This is a genomic window from Candidatus Defluviilinea gracilis (assembly GCF_057138825.1).
The window spans coordinates 145,552-164,534 of sequence record NZ_DBNHEF010000074.1; the positions used below are offsets into that span (position 1 = coordinate 145,552).

19 protein-coding genes are annotated in these 18,983 nt (G+C 55.0%); 6 read left to right on the top strand and 13 right to left on the bottom strand.

The genetic code is table 11. The features are described 5' to 3' along the window. Positions 1-79 precede the first annotated feature (79 nt). From AC16KF_RS13405 to AC16KF_RS13460, 12 genes are all read right to left on the bottom strand, one after another. A complete protein-coding gene (locus AC16KF_RS13405) occupies positions 80-1,018 on the bottom strand; it encodes an electron transfer flavoprotein subunit alpha/FixB family protein (RefSeq protein WP_484037834.1) in 939 nt (312 codons plus the stop codon). Between the two features lie 93 nt (positions 1,019-1,111). Continuing rightward, positions 1,112-1,867 carry an electron transfer flavoprotein subunit beta/FixA family protein gene (locus AC16KF_RS13410; protein WP_484037835.1) on the bottom strand — a complete coding sequence of 252 codons (756 nt, stop codon included), beginning with the start codon at positions 1,865-1,867 and terminating at the stop codon, positions 1,112-1,114. 95 nt (positions 1,868-1,962) lie between these two features. Next, positions 1,963-3,243 (bottom strand): (Fe-S)-binding protein, encoded by a 1,281-nt coding sequence (locus AC16KF_RS13415; protein ID WP_484037836.1) that lies wholly within the window; start codon positions 3,241-3,243, stop codon positions 1,963-1,965. Between the two features lie 226 nt (positions 3,244-3,469). Then, on the bottom strand, positions 3,470-4,243 hold the full coding sequence (locus tag AC16KF_RS13420; protein WP_484037837.1) for a hypothetical protein: 774 nt from the start codon (positions 4,241-4,243) through the stop codon (positions 3,470-3,472). A gap of 29 nt (positions 4,244-4,272) precedes the next feature. Continuing rightward, positions 4,273-5,316: a CoB--CoM heterodisulfide reductase iron-sulfur subunit A family protein gene (locus AC16KF_RS13425; RefSeq protein ID WP_484037838.1), complete on the bottom strand. Its 1,044-nt coding sequence runs from the start codon at positions 5,314-5,316 to the stop codon at positions 4,273-4,275. Between the two features lie 85 nt (positions 5,317-5,401). Beyond that, a complete protein-coding gene (locus AC16KF_RS13430; protein WP_484038042.1) occupies positions 5,402-6,619 on the bottom strand; it encodes a heterodisulfide reductase-related iron-sulfur binding cluster in 1,218 nt (405 codons plus the stop codon). Positions 6,620-6,814: 195 nt separating this feature from the next. Continuing rightward, complete coding sequence (locus tag AC16KF_RS13435; protein ID WP_484037839.1) at positions 6,815-7,522, bottom strand: 4Fe-4S dicluster domain-containing protein; 708 nt, start codon at positions 7,520-7,522, stop codon at positions 6,815-6,817. A 69-nt stretch (positions 7,523-7,591) separates the two neighbouring features. Continuing rightward, positions 7,592-7,846 carry a thioredoxin family protein gene (locus tag AC16KF_RS13440; RefSeq protein ID WP_484037840.1) on the bottom strand — a complete coding sequence of 85 codons (255 nt, stop codon included), beginning with the start codon at positions 7,844-7,846 and terminating at the stop codon, positions 7,592-7,594. Between the two features lie 140 nt (positions 7,847-7,986). Next, positions 7,987-8,466: a biotin/lipoyl attachment domain-containing protein gene (locus AC16KF_RS13445; RefSeq protein WP_484037841.1), complete on the bottom strand. Its 480-nt coding sequence runs from the start codon at positions 8,464-8,466 to the stop codon at positions 7,987-7,989. A gap of 55 nt (positions 8,467-8,521) precedes the next feature. After that, positions 8,522-8,923, bottom strand: coding sequence for a DsrE family protein (locus AC16KF_RS13450; protein WP_484037842.1), 402 nt, complete (start codon positions 8,921-8,923; stop codon positions 8,522-8,524). Positions 8,924-9,045: 122 nt separating this feature from the next. After that, complete coding sequence (dsrE2, locus tag AC16KF_RS13455; protein ID WP_484037843.1) at positions 9,046-9,570, bottom strand: sulfur carrier protein DsrE2; 525 nt, start codon at positions 9,568-9,570, stop codon at positions 9,046-9,048. Positions 9,571-9,643: 73 nt separating this feature from the next. Then, on the bottom strand, positions 9,644-9,883 hold the full coding sequence (locus AC16KF_RS13460; protein ID WP_484038043.1) for a sulfurtransferase TusA family protein: 240 nt from the start codon (positions 9,881-9,883) through the stop codon (positions 9,644-9,646). Positions 9,884-9,996: 113 nt separating this feature from the next. On the opposite strand from AC16KF_RS13460, the gene AC16KF_RS13465 reads away from it, so the two are divergent. Together AC16KF_RS13465 and AC16KF_RS13470 are read left to right on the top strand one after the other, a co-directional pair. Next, on the top strand, positions 9,997-11,745 hold the full coding sequence (locus AC16KF_RS13465) for a GAF domain-containing sensor histidine kinase (protein WP_484037844.1): 1,749 nt from the start codon (positions 9,997-9,999) through the stop codon (positions 11,743-11,745). Then, positions 11,738-12,382, top strand: coding sequence for a response regulator (locus AC16KF_RS13470; protein WP_484037845.1), 645 nt, complete (start codon positions 11,738-11,740; stop codon positions 12,380-12,382). Before AC16KF_RS13465 ends, AC16KF_RS13470 begins: the two co-directional genes overlap by 8 nt. Before the next feature lie 105 nt (positions 12,383-12,487). Here the strand turns inward: AC16KF_RS13470 and AC16KF_RS13475 are convergent, their stop codons facing one another. Then, the gene (locus AC16KF_RS13475) at positions 12,488-15,040 is read right to left on the bottom strand and encodes a tetratricopeptide repeat protein (RefSeq protein WP_484037846.1); all 2,553 of its coding nucleotides are present in this window, start codon (positions 15,038-15,040) and stop codon (positions 12,488-12,490) included. A gap of 109 nt (positions 15,041-15,149) precedes the next feature. Here AC16KF_RS13475 and AC16KF_RS13480 point away from each other — a divergent pair, with 109 nt between their 5' ends. From AC16KF_RS13480 to AC16KF_RS13495, 4 genes are all read left to right on the top strand, one after another. Beyond that, a complete protein-coding gene (locus AC16KF_RS13480) occupies positions 15,150-15,314 on the top strand; it encodes a hypothetical protein (protein WP_484037847.1) in 165 nt (54 codons plus the stop codon). A 134-nt stretch (positions 15,315-15,448) separates the two neighbouring features. Next, positions 15,449-16,387 carry a hypothetical protein gene (locus AC16KF_RS13485; RefSeq protein ID WP_484037848.1) on the top strand — a complete coding sequence of 313 codons (939 nt, stop codon included), beginning with the start codon at positions 15,449-15,451 and terminating at the stop codon, positions 16,385-16,387. A 37-nt stretch (positions 16,388-16,424) separates the two neighbouring features. Further along, positions 16,425-16,967, top strand: coding sequence for a hypothetical protein (locus tag AC16KF_RS13490; protein WP_484037849.1), 543 nt, complete (start codon positions 16,425-16,427; stop codon positions 16,965-16,967). A gap of 14 nt (positions 16,968-16,981) precedes the next feature. After that, positions 16,982-18,967, top strand: a complete 1,986-nt coding sequence (locus tag AC16KF_RS13495) for a serine hydrolase domain-containing protein (RefSeq protein WP_484037850.1) — start codon at positions 16,982-16,984, stop codon at positions 18,965-18,967. The last annotated feature ends 16 nt before the right edge of the window (positions 18,968-18,983 follow it).

Genomic DNA, 18,983 nt, shown 5'->3' on the forward strand with positions numbered 1-18,983 from the left:
CCCAGAAAAGAGATTAGATGATTAGAGATTAGATAAGTAGTGAAACTCAACTACTCTCTAATCTCTATTCTCTACTCATCTAAAGTAGTTCCACCATCGCCTCAGCCACTTCAAACAGATCCGCTGTCGCGCCGTAATGCGCCACGTTGAAGATCGGCGCCTTCTTATCGGTGTTGACCGCGATGATCAACTCCGCGCTCTGCATGCCTTCGAGATGTTCAGGCGCGCCAGAGATACCGAGCATGAGATACAACTTCGGCTTGACCTTGAGTCCCGATTTGCCGACCTGCCGCGTGCGCGGCAACCAGCCCGCATCCACAACGGGACGCGAAGCCGACACCGCCGCGCCTAACTTCTGCGCGAGTTCCTCTGCCAACTCCACATTTTCTTTTCCGCCGATGCCGCGCCCGATCGAAACCAGTTTCGTTTGCGACGTAATGTCCACATCGCCGCCAGCGGGTTTGGTCGCCTCCACAAATTTCACTTTCAACGAACTCAGATCAACGGGCGAAGCTATCGCCGACGCCGCCGTCGAACCCTGCCCCGCTTCCACAGGGAACGAACCCGCCAGGCACGCCGCGATCGCCATGCCGCCTTCGGGCGCGACCTCCGCCGTCAACTTTCCGCCGTACGCCGCGCAACTCATCGTCAGATCCGCGCCGATATTTTTGACATACGCCGCACACGCCACACCCAGCCGCGCCGACAACCACGCCGCCATGTCCATGCCCGTCACCGTCCAGCCGAACATCACCAGCTTCGGCGATCTTTCTTTGACCAGCGCTTCAACAACTTTCCCATACGCTTCGGGATTGAAATGACTCAACGCCGCGTCGTCAATGTGGATCGTCGAATCGGACGCGAACACGTTGGATGCGATTCCGCTTCCCACCACGACGGCAACTGCCTGCCCGCCCCAAGCCTTCGCCAACTCTTTGGCTTTTCCCACCAACTCAAACGACACATCCGAAAATTTTCCGTCCATATGTTCGGTGATTACAAGAATGTCATTGCTCATGTTATCTCCTTCGGAGAGAGAATAGATAATTAGATAATTAGAGATTAGTCGTCTTCACTACTCACTATTCTCTACTCTCTAATCTCTGCTCTTCTACGCCAATCCCTTACTCTTCAACAACTCCACGATCTTCGCCGCCACTTCCTTCGACGAACCTTCGATCATCTCGGCATGACCCGTCGCCACAGGCGGAGCCATCTTCTTAAACGCGAGTCCCGATGAAGCCTCACCCGTCGGCGCGATCTTCTCCACCGTGGCAGTCTGCGCCATTTGGCGGACCTTGCTCACGGGCGCATAACGCGGCGGCTTCGGCGCGGACTGCACCCCCGCCACGAATGGAAGCGTGATCGAGTACTTCATCCCCACACCGCCAGGGAATTCCTTCGAGACCGTCGCCGCGCTTCCAGAGACTTCGATCGCGCTCGTCCCGCCGATGTAGGGCATGTCGAGATACGCCGCGATCATCGCGCCGATCTGCCCGTCAATATCGTTCGACGCCTGCACGCCCGCGAAGACCATATCCGCGCCCATGCCTTTGACCGCTTCCGCCAGCCATTTGGCTTGCGTATGCGAATCTGCGGCGGGATCGTCAGCGGTGATCTTTGCCACTTTATCGGCGCCCTTTGCCAGCGCGAGATGAAGCGCATTGTCCAACTCCCCGATCAAGTCCACGCCGATCACGGTCACCGTCCCGCCGACGGCTTCCTTGATCAACACCGCCTGCTCGATGGAATGTTCGTCCCATTCATTGAGGACAAAATCCACCGAGTCGAAATCCACGTTATTGCCTTTGACGGGCAGGTCATCGGCAATGCTGGGGATGTGTTTGATGGCTACAACTATGTTCATGAAAATCACTCTCCTATGATTGAGTTACAAATTCACGTCGAAAGTCGAAGGTCAAAGGTCGAATGACTTTCGACTTTTGACCTTCGACGAATTGATCACTCACCCCTCATCGCCCTATCCAACAACTCCAAAATATCCAGCACATCCACATGCTCATTGCCCGTGGACTTGACCGCATCCGTGAAGCGCGAGACTTCGAAGGGACAAGCGACTGCCAGCACGTTCGCGCCCGTGGACGCGGCTTCCATCGCGCGTTTTTCCGAGAGACGCATGGTGGTGTGCTTGGCGGTGAACGAGTCCATCCACATGCCGCCGCCGCCCCCGCCGCAACAGTAACCGTTTTCGCGGTTGCGTCCCATCTCGACCAGTTCCACGCCAGGGATGGCTTCCAGCAGTTGACGCGGCGCTTCGTATTCGCCGTTGTGACGTCCGAGATAGCAGGGATCGTGATAGGTAATCTTCTTATTGACGGGGTGCTTCAACATCGGCTTGAGTTGATCGAGATAACGAACGAGGAAAGTTGTGTAATGAAGCACGGGGCGCTCGAAACCATATTTCGGATACACGTTCTTGAACGCATTGAGTTCGTGAGGTCCCGTGACGACCAATTCCTTCCACTCGTACTTATTGAAGGTCTCGATGTTGTACTCGGTCATCATCTCGAACAGACCCTTCTCGCCAGCCAAACGCTGGGAGTCGGCGTCGTCTTTTTCTTCTTTGCCTAAAATTGCAAAATCAATTCCCAACGCGTTGAAGATTCTCGCTGCCGCCGATGCCGCGTCAATGCCGCGCGGATGATACGAAGGATACGAGCCGACATACCAAAGCACATCCACAGGACGCGCCGCATCTTTGATGATCGGCACAGGCACGCCCGCATTTTGAATCCACGCATCGCGCTTGCGTTGAGGTTGTCCAAGCGGATTGCCGCTCTTGGCGGTGTTCTCGAATGCCTGCTGTAATTCGGGCGGGACAAATTTTCCGTCAAGGATCGCCTGTTCGCGCGCGGCGGGCATGATCTTGACCATGTTCACTTCTTTGGGACACACGCGCAGACAATTCGCGCACGTCGTGCAAAGCCAGAGTTCGGGCGCTTCGGTCAAGTCCATGCCTGTTTGGGCGTAGCGATACAACTTGCGCGGACCGTAATTCCCGACCACATCTACAGGGCAGACGGCAACGCACTTGGCGCATTGATAACAATTCGCAAACGACTCCGCGTTCGGGATGTCCGCGATCTTCTCGATCAGCTCGGGTGTGTACTCGGTGATGACCCGCTGTTCAAACATGCGGTTCCAATGTCCCGAAACGTCAATACCGTCTACGATGACGTTTTCTCTTTCTATCGCTTTTGCTTTTTCATACTTAGGTGCCATGAAGACTCCTGGTTCGTGGTAATTGGAGATTGGAGACTGGAGATTAGTTGTTTGCGCCACAGTGTCCGTGATTTACCGTGCAACTCAGACATATTTAACGTCCGCTTGAGACGAGGCAGGGATTTTCCCGTCGAATCAACGTTATTCGCAACCACAATCTCCACAGCGACTCACCAATCTCCAATCTCTAGTCTCTAATTCTCTAGTTCTCTAGTTCTCTAATCCTCTAATCTCTTGCCTTCCTCAATCCCAACAACCTCCGCGCCATATTCGGCAGGGACGGCAGCAGCCCGTTGAAGTCGCGGCTCAAACGCCAACTGGTCGAGCCATACATGTAAACGCCATAGGCACACGCCAGAAAAGCGCTGTTCGCAAAGGGAGCGCATCTCTCATCGCTGGTCAATTCTTCAGACCACAAGCCTGTCCCTTCGCCGAATTTGATACTCATCGCGCTGACCGCTCCCACACGGGCGTAGCCGTCCGCGAGATTCTCCGCGAGTAAGTTGTGCGTGCTTCCCGCCAGCAGCGGCAGAATCCCTGTGCCGACGGTCGGATCCCACAGCCAGCGAGTCCACAGCCAGTGTTCATTTGGATTTGTATTGTGTAAAAGTCCAGTAGCGAGTTCGAGCGCGAGACGAGTATCGAGCGCGCTCAACTTTTCAACGAAGGATGCAACTCGAACGGGAGTTGGCGATTCGCCGTTTAGTAATTGCTGGACGAGCGAGTAATCGCCTTGCATAAAGTAATTAGTAATTGTTCGCGCGTTCGCTTTTGTGTGCGCGACAGCGGAAGCGACGTCAGCGAAGGAAGATGTCAACGAAGCAGAGTCAAGCCGAAGGTCGGAAAAGAGGCGGGCGTGACGTTCCGCCAATTCATCCGCAATCGCGATCACATCTTCAGGCGATACTTGCGCGAGCGCATCCTGCAAATTTGTTTGCAGTTCGGGATCATCAGGTCCCGTCTTTTGCTTGATGATGTGACTCTGTCGTTGAGGGAGCATGATTTTAGTACCGCAAAATTAATTTTGCGCTACGCCCTCACCAACGCCATCGCGCGCGCCGCCGCAAGACCAGCGGATGAAATCGAGTCGTTCAGATCGGCGGGGCCCGCCGCCGCGCCCGCGACAAAAATTCCAGGGACGGATGTGGCGACCGTATCGAGTCCGCCCGCGCCGCCCGCTTCGATGAAGCCGTATTTATTTTGCTGAACACCCATCAACTGCGAAATGGCGCGCGTGCCTGCGCTCGGCTCCATGCCGACCGACAACACGACCATATCCATCGTCACTTCCATCGGGCGGCTCATCGTTGTGTCTTCGCCGCGAATCAAAAGTTGATCGCCCTTCTTCAACACTTCGCTGATGACGCCCTTCACATAATTGACTTTATATTTTTCCTGCGCAGGCCAGTAAATTTCATTTTCCCAATACCCATACATGCGCATGTCAATGTAAAAGATCATCACTTTGCTGTCGGGCAATTGCTCGCGCAACTCGATGGCTTGTTTGCTTGCAATGCCGCAGCAAACTTTCGAACAATATTCGTTTCCAATTTGCCTGTCGCGCGAACCGACGCATTGAATGAACGCGATCTTCTTCGGCGCTTCGCCGTTCGACGGACGCACGACCTTGTGTTCCTTCAACATTTTTTCGAGATCGGTCAGCGTGATGACATCGGGGAACGAATAATAATTGTAGTATTGCGTCGCGCGGCCTGGATCGAAATGCTGGAAGCCCGTGGCGATGATGACCGATCCAACATTGAGCGACTCGGCAACCCCGCCCGCTTCGATCTCGACGGTGAAGTTGCCAGCGCTCCCCGACATTCCCTTCACTTCGGCTTGATACTTCACCTGCACATTGGCGTGACTCGTGACCGACGCGGCAAGTTCCGCCATCGCTTCCGACGCGTCGCGCCAATGATGAGTCAACTTGGCGTAAGACTCACGGTCGGGCGTGCCGCCGAGACGTTCGCGCTTTTCGATGAGTATCGCTTCCCCGCCGAGTTCAGCCACAGACCGCGCCGCTTCCAGTCCCGCTGGTCCCCCGCCGATGACCAAGACTTTGTTTGACATGTGTGTTCCTCCTATTTATCTTGCGTAGTTGGCGTTCTCTTACGCCAACGTGGACGCTAGAGAGCATCCACTACCCAAATCATTGTTACGCCGTCAAATGAATGGGTTGATCCGCATCCTGCCACGTGATCCCAGATTTCGTCCCCGCGCGGATCGCGTCGAGGTCAGCCTGAAATTCATCCCAATATTTCTGCCAGTTGATTCCGAGTTTCTCCATTAACGGCCGCCAATCCGTCGAGTGCCAGTGGAACTGCACCACGCGGAAGGGATGCGCGCCCATCGCCAGCGCCGCAACCTGCGCGTCGGATAACACAGGGATGCCAACTTTGCGGTCATGCGCTTTCGCGGCGAATTGACTCTTATCGAGCGTGGTCACACAACCTGTATCGTGAGTCACGGTCAGGTCGGGGTTGACTTCATTCTTCATTGTTTCGATCTTGCGAAGCACAGCGAAGGAACGCGTGAAATCACGTTGAACGAGAACGTGACGAAAACCAAAGCCGCAACAATCGAACCACGTCGAATAGTCCGCGACGTGGATGCCGAGAGACTCAAGCATGGCAGTGACAACAGCAGTGCGCTGTCCGCCGTAAATTTCTGGATCATAGATCGCATCTTCGGCTACGATCTTGTAGTAGTGACAGGCAGGATGAACCGTTGCTGTGATCGGACTCATGTCCACGAGCTGGCGTTCCTTGAAGCGGTCGCGCATGGCATAGACCCACTCGCTGTAATGGACGATCTCTTCGGGGATGACCAGCGGTTTGCCCATCTTATCGAGGATGCGGCGGACTTCATCGCGCAGTTCTTTGTGATGGACGAGTTGCTCGCGGATCTCCTTGTAATGTCCAAACGACGTGCCGCAGTGGATCAACGGAAAGTATCCCGTCTCATAGGCGGCGGCGAAGTTGCGGCTCATCACCGCGGCTTGTCCCACCGCGTTGGAGGCGGCGGAGGCGTAATAGTTCCAGCCCGTGCAGGAGGTCTGGTCGGTGGGATCGTGATAATCCAGATTGAACTGACGATGAAGCCACAGGATTGATGAAGCATAGCCTGGGATGTGTCCGCAGTGACCGCAGGATTTGTGATGCCAGGTATGCTCGATGGGAATCTTTTTCATCCGTCCATACTTTGTGGGGAACTCGATATAGTCGCCTTTCATCCTTTGCAGGACGATCTCGCCCTTCGCTTCGAGTTCCAGCAGGCGGTCGTGCATATCGTCGGTCGGCGCGACCGTTGCGTCGCGAATTACAGGATGCGATTTTCGTTCGAGGATCTGTTCGACGGTGGTTAGTTCGGTCATCATGATTCTCCAATTTCATTCCATCTCGGTGGTCGAGTAGCCCCGAATGCTTTTTGAGGGGCGTATCGAGACCACCAGTTACCAGAAATAAACCAATAACAAATATACTTTGCTTACTTGTGGTCTCGGTACGACGGCGGAGGAAAGTTGATTTGCAAAGACGAAACGATTTCCGCCGTCTACTCGACCACCGAACTATCCTTCTTCCAATTCTTCCTGCATCACTTCAACCAACAGATCATACAAACTTTCATCCAACTCTTTGATGATGTCCATGTTGCCCGACTCGAACCAGATCGTATACAGCTCGAGCAGAGTCTTTCGATCCGTGCGCCAGGCGACATCGGTCAGACCGCGGATCGAATCCATGGGAATGGCTTTGCGCCAGACGTGCATGTTCTGGGAAAAATTTGTTACCCACGGACCCCAATCGGGAAAGAAATCGGGCTGGAGCATATCAGGCGAGACTTGATTCCCTTTGAGCATGACTTTGTAAATGACGCGGCTGTAGCCTTGCAGGGCATCCTTTGATTCTTGTAATCCATTTTTGAGAGAAACTTCGCGCAAAATCGTGACCAATCCCCCAGGGTTGTTCTGCCGCGGACAGCGCACGCACGAGAAACACTGCGCGCAGTTCCAAATATCCTCGGTGAGAATGTCGTACACGCGTTCGACATCTTCGCGCGCGATTGCCTGCGCGATCACACGCGGGCTAAAGTCATAGAACCGCGCCGAGGGGCAGGTCGAAACGCAAATGCCGCACTCGTAACAGCCGTAGAGAAAGTCCGAGTAGCGCACGTCATTTTTGACTTCGAGAAAGAGTTTCTCCTTCTCTGCATACGTCGCCTCGGGGTGACGGTCTACCGCCTTGCCTGGATTCCAATTTTCAAGAGTGGTTGGCATAGAAACTCCACGAAGTACCGCAACATTCATGTTGCGAAGGCGCAAGACAAATCTTGCGGCGCAGCGCCGCTAAGATTTTTCCTGCTTCACCGCTTCCAGCAGATCATCCCATTTCGGGACGCCCACAAACCGCGTCTCATTGACAAACACCGTCGGCACCGACATCACATTCAACGACTTGGCGATCGCGCGTCCGTTCGCGGTTGCCAGACTGACCAACTTCATCTCCACTTGCGAATCTTCTGCCGCCAATCGCTGAACCATCTGGATGGCGTTCGGGCAGGTCGCGCACGTGGGGTGAGTGAATACTCGAATCTCAATCATGTTACTTTCTCAACGCAAGTCGTCGGGGCCGCCACAGAGCGCTTCGCAGTGGAAATCCTGCGCGCTGAGTCGGATTTATCCGACTTCCATGCACTGAGGCGGGGGATTCATCCCCCCGCCGAATCCCACCGAAGCGAATCTCAATCATCAGGAAACTCGTACCCTTCGCAGTGGATGCAATCATCCAAATCTCTGCGGGACATATAATCTTCGTACAGTTGCGCCGCGTCCGTCCCCGCCGCGAACTGCTTCAAACCAGAGGCCAAATCGTCGGGCTGGAAGCGGACAATCCAGCCCTTGTTGTACGGACTGCGGTTGACCAATCCTGCATCCTCCAGCAGGGATTCGTTCCCCGCGATCAGCGTCCCCTCCATCGGCGCCCGCAATGGACCGAGCCACTTGGCGCTTTCCACAATGGCGACTGTTTTGCCCTGTTTATACCGCGCGCCAATCGGACGAAAACTCACCACGAGCATCCTGCCAGCGGTGGTCTGCGCCACGTCCGTAAAACCGAGCGTCACGCTCCCATCCGCTTCGGGTCTCAGCCAGAGATGCTCCTCGATCTTGTAATACAGTCCCTGCGGCAAAACGCAACTGCGGACAAGCACAAAACTCGACATATCTATACCGCAAAATTTATTTTGCGTGGCGCGCAAGATGAATCTTGCGTTACGCCTAAAACCCGATCACCGCATCCGCATCGCACGCCATGTCGTTGAACGCCGCGCCGCCGATCATCTCCACGCCTTCGATCATATCGTCCATGGTGTAGCCGTGCAGGTCAAGCGAAGGCTGGCAGACGAGAAAACGCACGCCGATTTCCGCCGCCTGTTCGATGAAGAATTTCAACTCTTTGCCGCCGCCTCCCTTGCGCGGGATGATGATCTTGTCGCCGTTGTCCTTCGCCACGCACTGCGGACCGTTCATGGTGAAGTAAATGCACACTTCATTGTCCATCGCCGCGCCCGCCGTGGCAAGAAAGAAGGGAGTCGCCGTCCGTTCAGGATCAGCCTCCCCGTGAGTCTGAACGTAGAGGATCTTTTTCACATCGGGGTCGTTCGTCTTCCAGACGCTCATGGTTGAGATTTCTCCAAAACATATCAAGCGTAGGGCGCATTCTCTCTCTGGCGCCGCCCGCCAAGGCAGGTGTACGCGCCCGATCCATCAGAGAACGGACGTTAGAGAACGTCCGTTGCGCATCAAATGAACAACTGCACGTCCGCGTCCGCCGCGTATTCAAGGAAGGTTGCCGCGCCGCCGATCTCGCACTCCTTGATGAAGTCCTCGCGCTTGAAGCCAAAGACGTCCATCGTCATCTGACAGCCGATCATGCGCACGTCGAGATCAATGCACATATCGCGCAGTTCGGGAATGGAAGCGACGCCCTTGTTTTTGAAGGTCTGCTTCATTAATGTGGTTGCCAGCGCTTCGAAGCCAGGCACATTTGCCATCAGAATGTTCGGCATGGGCCAGGCGACATTTTGGAAACCTTCGGGACCAAACGGCATCTTCATCGGCATGGCGGGGTTGCCCAATGGCGAGACGGCAGCCGTGAGGTCCGGCTTGAGAAGCGTCAGCCCATAGAAGGTGAAGAAGATACCTACCTCCCAACCCATCGCGCCTGCCGCACTTGCGAGAATGAACGGGGGGTAAGCCCAGTCTAAGGTCCCTTTTGAAGCGATGAGGGCGAGTCGCTTCGGGGCGTTCGGATCGGATTTCGACATGTCAGCCTCCTTTGGCTTTCATCTAGGTAAAATGTGTAGCGGGCGTGAGAGAACGCCCGCGCAAGCCTCAAGGTTATTTCATTCGTTTGATGTAGAAAACAAACTTGCCGTCCTCTTGCATCGAGCGCAGTAATTCATTCCCCGTCTGACGGCTCCATGCCTCCATATCGGGCGGCGCGCCCGGGTCGGTGGCGATCATCTTCAATACCTGTCCTACCTCCATCGCCTTGATCGCCTTGGATGTTTTCACCACAGGAATAGGGCAAAGCATCCCTGAACAGTCGAGAACTTGATCTTCTTTAATCACATCCATTGCAGTCTCCTTGATTGCCACGATGATAACCTCGCCGGCGGCTTCGCGCCATCCCGTTAACGAGTGAGCCACGCCTCCCCCGCGCGGGGGATTGAGAATATAATCTCCATATCATGGCAAAGATTAAGATGCTCTTCCACTCGTACCGCATCTTCCCGTTCCTCGTGTTCTTTCGCTGGGTTTCGCTCATCCCCGCGCTGCTGATCCTAATTCAAAGAAGAGGGAGCGAGTCGCATTCCGTCTTTTCACCACTATGGACTTTTCTATTGGTTGTCCTTGTCAATCTGATCATCACCCTCTTTAATCGTTCGCTAAACAGGCTTGTCACAGAGCAACCGTTCGTCATAGGCATTGATCTGATTTTCTGCGCTCTCGTTCTGGCAATCAGCGGCGGCTCGCGTAGTCCCTATTATTTATACACACTCAGCCCGTTGTTGGCAGGCGCATTCTTTTTTCAGGTGCGCGGGGCGCTCGGAGCGGCGGCATCCTTTACGCCTCTCTATTTTGCCGCCGATGCCATTACACGCCGCCTAACCGACTCGGGACCTCCTGAAAGCGTTACGCTCATCACGCAACTGGCAGGCATCTGGTTGATCCCGGCTTTGTTTGCCTATCCAGCAGTTTTACTCAGCGAGGTAGATCGTGCCTGCGACGAACTATCCGCCGCGCGCGATGAACTTGCGGAAAAGCATGAAAACCTTGCCATTGCTCACCGCCAATTAAAGGTCATTCACGACCTGACCGTTCTGCTTCAAGCCGCGCCCGATTTGATCTCTGTGCAGCAACGAGTGCTTGGCGCGGTGACAACCGGATTAGGCTTCCGTAGAGCGGTTGTTAGCGTGGTTGACCCTGCTCGCGAAGAAATGGGTGGCTGGATGCTATATCCCGTTAATTCATCCTTTCCATCCATTGAGCCCCTCCCGCTCAAATCAGAAAACGGCGAGATCTTCAAGGCGTTGTTGGATCGAAAATCGTTTACAACGGGAACAAGCGGCGAAATACTCATCAACCAAATTGCGCTGAATTCTTGGCTGAAAACCTGTCAATGGTACGTTTACCCTCTTTCACTTCGCGAACATGCGGTTGGGATTTTACTGGTGGAACTGGAAAAGGGGACGGAATTGACGCGCCAACGCGAAGAGGCCATCACCATGGTTGCGAATCAGGCCGCTCTTGCGCTTGGTACTACCATCTTGTGCATCGACCGCGCCCGGCGCCTCGCCGTCGAGACCGAACGCAACCGCATCGCGCGCGATATCCATGATACGGTCGCGCAATCGCTCTTCGGCATCATCTATTCGCTCGACGCGTGCGTAACCATGCTTCCGCAGAAAGCGGACGATGTAAAAAAGGAACTAATCGAGTTGCGCGCGCTGGCAAACAGCGCGCATGAAGAAGTGCGTCGTTCCATCTTTAACTTGTGGCCCTCTGCATTGACCATTGAATTGTTCATGGCTGACCTTTCGAACTACATCAGCAGTTGCTGTCGTCCGCGTTCGTTCAGCATCATCTTCAACCATCACGGCGATTTCAATTCCCTGCCCTCGGGCTTGCGCCGCGCGATCTATCGAATGGCGCAGGAGGCTTTGGCAAATTCTGCGCGGTATTCAGGGGCAGACTCGGCGCGTCTATGCCTGACCATTGCCGGCCGCGAAGTGTTCCTCGATATTTCTGATCAAGGCAAAGGCTTTGACCCGACCGTAGCATTGTCGCGCAGTCAGAGCCGCGAACATTTTGGCTTGCAAGGCATGCAAGAGCGAGCCCGCGCGTTAGGCGGCGACTGCGAGATCGCCAGCCAGACAAACAATGGCGCGCGCATCATGATCAACCTGCCCATCAACGGAGATGATCAGCATGCCTGACTCGATCCGCATCCTCATTGTGGACGATCACGCCGTCGTCCGCAAAGGGTTGGCGATGGTTCTTCGTTTGGAACCAGATCTGGATGTGGTGGGCGATGCGGAGAACGGACGAGTCGGCTTGGAAACCGCGCTAAGCCTCCATCCTGATATCGCTCTTGTGGATCTGGTCATGCCTGAAATGGATGGGCAGGCGATGGCGCTCGCGTTGCGAAAATCGGATCCACAAATAAAGATCATGATGTTGACCGGTACAGAAGTGGATGACCGCGTGTTCGACCTCCTCTCTGTTGGCATCGAAGGCTACGTGTTCAAAAATATCGAACCTGCCGAACTGGTGCGCGCCATCCATGCGGTGGTAAATGGAGAGGCATACTTGCATCCTGCTGTCATGAAAAAAGTGTTGGGGAAAATTCAACCGCAGATCGCGCCGTTTCTTTTGCTTACACCGCGCGAAATGGAAATCCTTGATTGGATGGCGACCCCCAACACGTATAAGCAAATCGCTGTTCAATTGGGCGTCAGCGAGGAAACGGTGCGTAGTCATGCCAAGAATATCCTCGAGAAGATGAAACAGCCCAACCGGACCCAGGCGGTACTTTCCGCTATGAAAATGAAGTTGATCAAGTTGAACGGGTAATACTAGATACTTACCCTGCTGCCCGCTTCGGACGAACACGAAGCGTGCAACGCCTCCGCCAAATGCGCGGACTGGATCGCCGCTTTAGGAATTTTTTTCGCGCAATCACTTCAAGATCGCATTCACCGTATCATCCAACGACAGCGCGTTCGCAGAGACGCGCTGTTTTTGTTTCGCGCGCAGCTCCCGCGCGCGTTGACGGGTTTCCTGAGTCGCTGCGGGGTGATTCAGGATGAGGGTCAGCCACCCAGCCGCAACGCTTGTGTCGAGCCGCGTCGAGACATCGGGAGAGAGGCGGGATTCGAGTTGGGCGAGTCCCGCGAGGTTCAGCAGCATCAGCGGGGCGGAGTTGATTCGGCGCGCGTGTCGCAGTGAGTCCAGGTAAATTGTTTTCGCTTCGGTTTCATCGCCTGAGAGCAGGGTCGCATCGGCGAGATAGGTGAGGGTGATGGAAATGTCCCAGCCTTCGAAGTATTCGCCGAAGACCTCGAGACTCTTTTGGAAGCAATCGCGCGCTTCGTCGTATTGACCGTCGGCGAGCATGGCGAGGCCGAGATAACGATGCGCCGTGCCTTTGCCCCAGCGGTTTTGCGTCTGCTCGCACAGGGCGATGCTCTCGCGCATGGATGCTTTCGCTTCTTCATATTTTTTGAGCGCGATCTGCGTATCTACAAGAAAGTTCAAGCCGAGCGAAATGGAATGTGGGTCGCCGATTTTGCGGAAGAGCGCGAGACCTTCGATCATTTGATCGTAGCCCTTTTGACAATCGCCCATCAAACTGTCCACGTGACCGAGATTGTAAATGCCATAGGCGGTGAACCAGTCGTCTTTTATCGCGCGGGCGTAAGCCAGTCCCTCGACGATCTGCGCTTTGGCTTCGAGATAATCGCCGTTGAGATGTTTGAGCGCGCCGCTGAAAATGAGCGCGTCGGCGAGGATGGATTGCGCGTCCACTGAACGAAGAAGGTCAATACCCTGATCATAATGTCCCTGCGCTTGCGCGAATTGCCCGCTGCGGAAATACAGCAAGCCCTGTTGCACATAACACGCGCCGAGAGTCCTGATGGCTTGCGCGCCGCGTTCCTGTTCGTTCAGCGCCTTAGCGAGCAGCGCCAGTTGCGTGATGCCGTCGCGGATCATGCCTGAGACTTCGTAATACCAGCCAAAGGCGCGGACGGATCTCCCAAGCGTTTCAAACTTTTTATTGTTGACGCCCCACTCCCATGCGGCGCGCAGGTTATCCAACTCGGCGGTCATTTCGCGCATGGAGATTTGTTGTAACGCGCTTTTCAATTTCGATTCATATTCGGCGGCAAAATTTAAATAGAAGTCGCTGTGACGATCGCAGGTCTGGCAGCAACACGGCTCGGCTTCTTCGAGATGGGAATAGGCATATTGACGAATCGCTTCGTGCAGACTGTATCGTCCCGACTCATCCCGCATCACCAGCGACTTTGAGACGAGCGACGACAACTGAGGCAGATTCGCCCCCGCGACTTTTTCCGCCGCAGTTCGGTCGAAGCCGCCGTGAAAGATGGAGAGTCGGCTGAGCGCGTCGCGCTCCGCATCGGAGATGAGCCGCCATGAATGGTCGAAGGAGGCTCGTAAGGAGCGATGCCGTTCGGGGATGTTGCGCATGGACGTGGCGAGGAAATCCATGTTCGATTCGATCTCGCGGGCGATCTCCGCGCAGGCGAGCATGCCCGTCCATGCCGCGGCGAGTTCGAGCGCGAGCGGAATCCCCTCCAGCAGTTGGCAGATGCGGAAGAGCGCGGGCTTGTCCGCGTCGGTCAATTGGAATTTGGGGTTGATGCGCCGCGCCGAGTTGACGAACAACGCGGGCGCGCTGTACTCTTCCATTTGATCGAGGTGTTCCAGCGGCGGCACGGGCAAGCCGCGCAGGTCGAACATCCACTCGCCTTGCAGGTTGAGCCGTTCGCGCGAGGTGCAAAGAATTTTGATCGTTGCAAATCGCTGGAGAATCTCGGCGATTAAATCTGTCGCAACGGATGACTCTCCCAGCAGGTGTTCGAGATTATCCAACGCCAGCAACGCTGGTTGATTCGCCGTCCGCGCGAGGTGATTGAATAATTGTTCCTTCGTGTCGAGCGGTCCTGAAAATGAAAAGGAGAACGCGTCGGCAATCGCGGGGATGATCAGGTCGGGGGTTTTGATGGAAGCCAGCGCCACGTAATAGACTCCGCCTGGGAATGAATCGCGCTGACGGATCGCAAACTCGATCCCAAGCCGCGTCTTGCCGATTCCACCTTGACCAGTGAGGCTGACGAGGCGGCATTCGGGATTCGCCAGCAGGTGACGGATTCCGTCGAGTTCGGATTCGCGTCCGATCAACGGCGTGGGCGGGATGGGGACGTTCGTTTTTGGGGGCGGGGAAAGGATCGGGGAAACAGAAGCCAGCCCAACGTCAGATTTGAGGCGGCGGGCGATCCGCAAAAAAGTTTCGCGCTCGTTCGTCGGAATCTCCAGCGCGTCTGCCAGCAACTCCGCGATCTGCATCGAGGGGCGGCGTTCTTCCGATTCGATTTTTTCGATGGTGGCGAGCGAGCATCCGACGCGGTCTGCCAGGGCGCTCTGCGTGAGGTCGAGCGCTTTGCGGCGTTTCTTTAGCCAGAGACCGAAGGGCAGGTCTTCGCTCATATGAGCATTTTAATTTATTTTGGGATTTTGTACGGCTTTTTGTACGGGCAACTCTGACCAAACGAGATAGGGAGAATGCTTTAATGCGAGTATGGCAAAGGAGAATCTCATGGCTAAAAATATCACCAAGATCGCATTGAAAGGCGTTGCGCTTGCGATGGGCGTTGCCGTCATTGTAATGTCCACGCTCAAGACGCTGGATGTCAACACGAGCGTGTCCATGCTCGGCATGGGACTCGCCGCGCTGGCGCTCGTGAGTTTGCAGGACAACTGACTTAAACACAAAGGGCACCAAGGGTCACGAAGGGTTGTCCTGAGCCTATCGAAAGCTAAACAGATTCAATCCCTTTGTGTACTTCGTGTCCTTCGTGGTTGAAGAGAATTTTTACAGAACCAAAAGGAGTACCCATGAAAACCATCTCGCTCGAATCGACGCCCGTCGCAAAAACATCTTCATTCAAATCGTTGCTGGCTGTGTTCTTTCAATGGCTTGGCGCGTCCGTCGGCTTCATCGCCAGCATGATCATTGCGGACATGCTTTCTCCGCTCCCCGCGTTCATCATGCAGGAGATTCCCGAATCAGGATTCATGCCGCAGGGCGCGGCGATGCTCTTCACTGGCGCTGTCATCGCGGCTGTCCTGTTGTGGGCGGCACGGCGTTCCAGCCTAAAGAGATTTGCGCTTTTCGGTCAATTGTTCGTCCTCTTGTTCGGCGCGCAAACTTTCCAGACGCAAATCGAGACGGGTTATTTCATCTCCGCCTTTCCGCTTTTGCACGGCAACTTTGAGTTGTATCACATCATCCTGCGCGGCGCGATCTCGTCCGCTCTCTTCGTCCTTTTGCTCGTTTGGATGACGGGCGGATTCTCGCGCAAGGAACGCGCTTCAACAAACTTCACCGTCGTTGCGGATAAGACAGTCAAGGCAGGCGCGTGGCTGGCAGGGATTTACTTCATCATTTACCTGCTGTTCGGATATTACGTCGCATGGCAGTCGCAGGAACTGCGCCTCTTCTACGGAGGTCCCGCCGAGTTGAATTCCTTTTCGAATCAGATTCTGACTACGTTGATGTCGAAGCCTGAGATGCCCTTCTTCCAATATGCCCGCGGCTTTGTCTGGATTTTGTGCCTGATTCCGCTCTTCAAAGGTTTCTCTGGCGGACGCGTGGAACTGGTCGCGCTTTCCGCGTTCGCGCTCGCATTGCTTCCCACCGCGCAGTTGTCGTTTGCCAATCCGCTCATGCCTGCGGAAATTAGCCTGTCTCACTTTTGGGAGACTTCGATCTCCACTGGAATCTTCGGCGCGTTGTGCGCGTGGTTCGTGCCGACCCAGATAGGCGGACGTTAGAGAACGCCCACTACACATTCACTGCTAAGGAGAATCAATGAAACAACCATCATTCGCATCCATCACGCTGAAAACTGCCGCTGTTCATACGGTCACATATTTCATCGTCGGCGTATTGTCGTTCTTTCTTCTTGATTACACCGCAAAATACGCCGACCCCGCAGTTGCGGGCTATTTACGCCAGACGGATCATCCGCTGGTGATGGCGGGACCGTTCTTTCAAATCCTGCGCGGACTTCTGTTCGGGATTGTTTTCTACGCCCTGCGTGAGAGCGTCTTTCCGCACAAGCGCGGCTGGCTGACGTTGTGGCTGGCGCTGACCGTCGTCGGCATTCTCTCGCCCTTTGGCGCCGCGCCGAGTTCCATCGAAGGGATGATCTACACCGTTCTGCCCTCCTGGTTCCATGTGGTCAACTTCCCTGAGATATTCATCCAATCGGGTTTGCTCGCCTTCACGACTCATTATTGGGTCAACCATCCTGAGAAGCGCTGGCTCAACTGGTCGCTGGGTATCGTAACTGCCGTCATTGTGCTGTTGTCGCTGTTGGGCGCGTTGTCCGCGTTTGGCGTTCTCTCATAAGCAGGAATATGAAAATGAAAATCAAAAATCAATCCACAGTGTTACATAAGGTTTATGTTCTTACGCTTTTAGTTGTGTTGCTGATGTCGCTGACCGCGCCCGTCGCGGCGGACGGAGTCGCTGAGGGCAAGAAAATGTTCGTTTCGCCGAATCAGGCTCAAGGTCCGAGCGACGCGGCGGAGATGGAAGCGTTCATGGACGAACTGTTCGCGCGTCACATGGAAGAGAATCACATCGCAGGCGCGGCGGTCGCAGTCGTCAAAGATGGTCAGTTGTTCTTCGCCAAAGGCTATGGCTACGCTGATCTTGAGAATCAAATCCCTGTTGACGCCGAACAGACGATGTTCAAACTTGGCTCGATCACCAAACTGTTCACGTGGACGGCGGTGATGCAACTCGTGGAGCAGGGCAAACTGGATCTGGACGCGGACATCAACACGTATCTTGACTTTCGCATCGCGGACACGTATCCGCAACCGATCACGCTCAGCCATTTGATGACTCACACATCGGGCTTTGAAGATATTCATGCGGATTTGGTGAAGTTGGATGAAGAAAATCTGGCGTCGCCGCGCGAGTGGCTGGTGTCGCACATCCCTGCGCGGGTTCGTCCGCCTGGTGAAGTTGCGGCGTATTCGAATTACAACGCCGCGCTGGCAGGATACATTGTGGCGCGCGTGTCGGGACAATCGTATGGCGAATATGTGCAGGAACACATCATTGCCCCATTGGGCATGAACGGCACGACCGCGCAATATCCCACGCCGCCCGAATTGCTCGCGCGTGAATCGTTGGGATACATGTACGAGGAGGACGCGTATCAAATATTTCCACAATTGTTATCTCCCGAAGACCTCTTCCCCGCTGGCGTCATGCGCTCCACCGCAACAGACATGGCGCGCTTCATGATCATGCACTTGCAGGGCGGCTTCTACGGCGACGCATCCACCGAGATTCGTATCTTGGAAGAATCAACGGCGCGGCAAATGCAAAGCGTTTTATTCGCTCCCGACCCGCGTATCCTGGGCAACGCCTATGGATTTTTTGAATTCAACGATAACGGTCAACGCGTGATCGGTCACAGCGGAAGCGGCGAGCCGATGGAATCCATGCTGCTGCTTTTGCCCGACGAGAACCTCGGCGTGTTTGTCGCGTACAACAGTCTCGGCGCGGGCGAACTCAACCGACAGCATTTCGGATTTCAACGCGCGTTCTTCGATCATTACTATCCCGCGCCCGCCGTCGAATCGATTCAACCGCCAGCCGATTTCAACGAACGCGCTGACCGCTTCGTCGGCGCGTACAAATGGACGATGAGTTCATACACCACGCTCGAAAAATATTTCGCCCTCATGGGTCCGACCATCAACGTCAAAAATCCTGGCGACGGCACGTTACTGCTCGAGTCGCCGTTCGGCAATTGGAGCATCGTCGAGGAAGAGCCGCTTTACTTCCGTTTTGTAGACAGCGCCTATCACGTGGCGTTTCGCGAAGACGAGCAGGGGCGCATCGTCTACCTCTTCACCGATCTCACGCCGATGATGTCGTTCGAAAAAGTTCCGTGGTACGAGACGCTCGGATTCAACATGCCCTTGCTGATGATCAGCCTGCTGTTGTTCCTCTCCATGCTCATCGTGACGTTGATCCGCTTCATTCGGGACCGACGGCTGGTCGCTGACCCTCAGCCTTTCTCTCCCTCCATCCGCGTCGCCACGCGACTCATCGTTGGCGTCAGCCTCCTCAACCTGCTGTTCATCGTCGGCAACGTGATGTGGGGCGAGCAGATCGTGTTCGGAATCCCGTTCGCCTACAAACTCACGCTGGGACTCGGCGTCCTCTCCGCCCTGCTGACCGTCGCCGCAGTAGTCTATTGCATCCTTGCCTGGAAAGATCGCTACTGGGGCTCCGCCTACCGAATCTATTACACGCTAGTAACTCTCGCTGCCGTTGCGTTTGTCTGGTTTTTGAATCAATGGAATTTGTTGGGCTGGAGATATTAAGGCGTACCGCAAAGTT

Bases quoted from the DNA above. Each gene is read 5' to 3' on its own strand.
- AC16KF_RS13425 (WP_484037838.1), bottom strand. From the start codon at position 5,316: ATGTCAAACAAAGTCTTGGTCATCGGCGGGGGACCAGCGGGACTGGAA.
- AC16KF_RS13435 (WP_484037839.1), bottom strand. From the start codon at position 7,522: ATGCCAACCACTCTTGAAAATTGGAATCCAGGCAAGGCGGTAGACCGT.
- AC16KF_RS13415 (WP_484037836.1), bottom strand. From the start codon at position 3,243: ATGGCACCTAAGTATGAAAAAGCAAAAGCGATAGAAAGAGAAAACGTC.
- dsrE2 (WP_484037843.1), bottom strand. From the start codon at position 9,570: ATGTCGAAATCCGATCCGAACGCCCCGAAGCGACTCGCCCTCATCGCT.
- AC16KF_RS13430 (WP_484038042.1), bottom strand. From the start codon at position 6,619: ATGACCGAACTAACCACCGTCGAACAGATCCTCGAACGAAAATCGCAT.
- AC16KF_RS13485 (WP_484037848.1), top strand. From the start codon at position 15,449: ATGAAAACCATCTCGCTCGAATCGACGCCCGTCGCAAAAACATCTTCA.
- AC16KF_RS13470 (WP_484037845.1), top strand. From the start codon at position 11,738: ATGCCTGACTCGATCCGCATCCTCATTGTGGACGATCACGCCGTCGTC.
- AC16KF_RS13420 (WP_484037837.1), bottom strand. From the start codon at position 4,243: ATGCTCCCTCAACGACAGAGTCACATCATCAAGCAAAAGACGGGACCT.
- AC16KF_RS13440 (WP_484037840.1), bottom strand. From the start codon at position 7,846: ATGATTGAGATTCGAGTATTCACTCACCCCACGTGCGCGACCTGCCCG.
- AC16KF_RS13460 (WP_484038043.1), bottom strand. From the start codon at position 9,883: ATGGATGTGATTAAAGAAGATCAAGTTCTCGACTGTTCAGGGATGCTT.
- AC16KF_RS13495 (WP_484037850.1), top strand. From the start codon at position 16,982: ATGAAAATCAAAAATCAATCCACAGTGTTACATAAGGTTTATGTTCTT.
- AC16KF_RS13475 (WP_484037846.1), bottom strand. From the start codon at position 15,040: ATGAGCGAAGACCTGCCCTTCGGTCTCTGGCTAAAGAAACGCCGCAAA.
- AC16KF_RS13490 (WP_484037849.1), top strand. From the start codon at position 16,425: ATGAAACAACCATCATTCGCATCCATCACGCTGAAAACTGCCGCTGTT.
- AC16KF_RS13405 (WP_484037834.1), bottom strand. From the start codon at position 1,018: ATGAGCAATGACATTCTTGTAATCACCGAACATATGGACGGAAAATTT.
- AC16KF_RS13450 (WP_484037842.1), bottom strand. From the start codon at position 8,923: ATGAGCGTCTGGAAGACGAACGACCCCGATGTGAAAAAGATCCTCTAC.
- AC16KF_RS13480 (WP_484037847.1), top strand. From the start codon at position 15,150: ATGGCTAAAAATATCACCAAGATCGCATTGAAAGGCGTTGCGCTTGCG.
- AC16KF_RS13465 (WP_484037844.1), top strand. From the start codon at position 9,997: ATGGCAAAGATTAAGATGCTCTTCCACTCGTACCGCATCTTCCCGTTC.
- AC16KF_RS13410 (WP_484037835.1), bottom strand. From the start codon at position 1,867: ATGAACATAGTTGTAGCCATCAAACACATCCCCAGCATTGCCGATGAC.
- AC16KF_RS13445 (WP_484037841.1), bottom strand. From the start codon at position 8,466: ATGTCGAGTTTTGTGCTTGTCCGCAGTTGCGTTTTGCCGCAGGGACTG.